At 40.5% G+C, this 2,517-nt stretch carries 4 protein-coding genes; all 4 read left to right on the top strand.

Features of this window, described 5'->3' with window-relative positions:
* Positions 1-1,108 (top strand): multidrug efflux MFS transporter PmrA (locus SMIDD26_RS04130; RefSeq protein WP_280630514.1); only part of this gene is annotated, 1,108 nt, incomplete at its 5' end.
* Positions 1,108-1,257, top strand: coding sequence for a 50S ribosomal protein L33 (gene rpmG, locus SMIDD26_RS04135; protein WP_001809104.1), 150 nt, complete (start codon positions 1,108-1,110; stop codon positions 1,255-1,257). The genes SMIDD26_RS04130 and rpmG, both read left to right, overlap by 1 nt.
* A 39-nt stretch (positions 1,258-1,296) precedes the next feature.
* Positions 1,297-1,530 carry a preprotein translocase subunit SecG gene (secG, locus tag SMIDD26_RS04140; protein ID WP_000282517.1) on the top strand — a complete coding sequence of 78 codons (234 nt, stop codon included), beginning with the start codon at positions 1,297-1,299 and terminating at the stop codon, positions 1,528-1,530.
* 101 nt (positions 1,531-1,631) lie between these two features.
* On the top strand, positions 1,632-2,517 hold an 886-nt coding region (locus SMIDD26_RS04145; protein ID WP_134990157.1), incomplete at its 3' end, for an RNB domain-containing ribonuclease.

Genomic DNA, 2,517 nt, shown 5'->3' on the forward strand with positions numbered 1-2,517 from the left:
CCCATCTTTGTGGAAAAATCTAGGTGTAGGAAGTGAGCAAGTCGCTTTTTATGCAGGCTTAGCTATTTCTGTCTCTGCTATTTCCGCAGCACTCTTTTCTCCTATCTGGGGTATTCTTGCTGATAAATACGGTCGAAAACCCATGATGATTCGTGCTGGTCTGGCCATGACCATTACTATGGGAGGCTTAGCCTTTGTGCCAAATATTTATTGGTTAATCTTTCTTCGTTTACTGAATGGTGTATTTGCGGGTTTTGTTCCCAATGCAACGGCCTTGATAGCCAGTCAGGTTCCCAAGGAGAAATCAGGCTCTGCCTTAGGTACTTTGTCTACAGGCGTAGTTGCAGGTACTCTAACTGGTCCCTTTATCGGGGGATTTATTGCAGAATTATTTGGCATTCGTACTGTTTTCTTACTGGTTGGTAGTTTTCTACTTTTAGCTGCTGTTTTGACTATTTTCTTTATCAAGGAAGATTTTAAACCAGTAGCCAAGGAAAAGGCTATTCCAACAAAGGAATTATTTACCTCGGTCAAATATCCCTATCTTTTGGTCAATCTCTTTCTGACCAGTTTTGTCATCCAGTTTTCAGCCCAATCGATTGGCCCTATCTTAGCTCTGTATGTGCGTGACTTAGGCCAGACAGAGAATCTTCTTTTTGTATCTGGTTTGATTGTATCCAGTATGGGCTTTTCCAGTATGATGAGTGCAGGAGTCATGGGAAAGCTAGGTGACAAGGTGGGGAACCATCGCCTCTTGGTTGTAGCCCAGTTTTATTCAGTTATCATCTATCTCCTCTGTGCTAATGCTTCTAGCCCCCTTCAACTAGGACTTTATCGTTTCCTCTTTGGATTGGGAACCGGTGCTTTGATTCCCGGAGTCAATGCCCTTCTCAGTAAGATGACACCCAAAGCCGGTATTTCAAGGGTCTTTGCCTTTAATCAGGTATTCTTTTATCTGGGAGGAGTCGTTGGTCCCATGGCAGGTTCTGCAGTAGCAGGTCAATTTGGCTACCATGCAGTCTTTTATGCGACAAGCCTTTGTGTTGCCTTTAGTTGTCTCTTTAACCTGCTTCAATTTCGAACATTATTAAAAGTAAAGGAAATCTAGTGCGAGTAAAAATCAATCTCAAATGCTCCTCTTGTGGCAGTATCAATTACCTAACCAGTAAAAATTCAAAAACCCATCCAGACAAGATTGAGGTTTTAAAGTATTGTCCCAAGGAAAGAAAAGTAACCCTACATCTTGAATCTAAGTAGATTTTATGGTAAAATAATAGGGATTTTAAGGAGTTTGATATGTATAACCTATTATTAACCATTTTATTAGTATTATCTGTTGTGATTGTGATTGCAATTTTCATGCAACCAACCAAAAACCAATCCAGCAATGTATTTGATGCCAGCTCAGGTGATTTGTTTGAACGCAGTAAAGCTCGCGGTTTTGAAGCTGTAATGCAGCGTTTGACAGGGATTTTAGTCTTTTTCTGGCTAGCCATTGCCTTAGCATTGACGGTATTATCAAGTAGATAAGAAAATAATGGGCAGGACTAGGTCTTTGCCTCTTTTTATTTTTAAAGGATGTTTGAGAAGGTTTTACAGTAAAAGAAAATTAAAAAATCTAGAAAGAAAATATGAAAGATAGAATAAAAGAATATTTACAAGATAAGGGAAAGGTGACTGTCAATGACTTGGCTCAGGCTTTGGGAAAAGACGGGTCCAAGGATTTTCGTGAGTTGATTAAAACCTTGTCCCTAATGGAAAGAAAGCATCAGATACGCTTTGAAGAAGATGGTAGTCTGACATTAGAAATTAAGAAAAAACATGAGATTACTCTCAAGGGGATTTTTCATGCTCATAAAAATGGCTTTGGCTTTGTTAGTCTGGAAGGCGAGGAGGACGACCTTTTTGTAGGAAAAAACGATGTCAACTATGCTATTGATGGTGATACCGTTGAGGTCGTGATCAAGAAAGTCGCTGACCGCAATAAGGGAACAGCAGCAGAAGCAAAAATTATTGATATTCTAGAACACAGTTTGACAACCGTTGTCGGCCAAATCGTTCTAGATCAGGAAAAACCTAAGTATGCGGGTTACATCCGTTCAAAAAATCAGAAAATCAACCAACCCATCTATGTTAAGAAACCAGCCCTTAAACTGGAGGGAACCGAAGTTCTCAAGGTCTTTATCGATAAATACCCAAGCAAGAAACATGATTTCTTTGTCGCGAGTGTTCTCGATGTGGTGGGACACTCAACAGATGTCGGAATTGATGTTCTTGAGGTTTTGGAGTCTATGGACATTGTCTCAGAATTTCCAGAGGCTGTTGTTAAGGAAGCAGAAAGTGTGCCTGATGCTCCGTCTCAAAAGGATATGGAAGGCCGTCTGGACTTGAGAGATGAGATTACTTTTACCATTGACGGTGCTGATGCCAAGGACTTGGACGATGCGGTACATATCAAGGCCTTGAAAAATGGCAATCTGGAACTCGGAGTTCACATAGCAGATGTTTCCTACTATG

Origin of the sequence: Streptococcus mitis, from assembly GCF_001579035.1 — a bacterium.
GTDB lineage: Bacteria > Bacillota > Bacilli > Lactobacillales > Streptococcaceae > Streptococcus > Streptococcus mitis_J.

What these genes read in the sequence shown, in the direction of transcription:
- secG (WP_000282517.1), top strand. Translation starts at nt 1,297, where the DNA reads ATGTATAACCTATTATTAACCATTTTATTAGTATTATCTGTTGTGATT.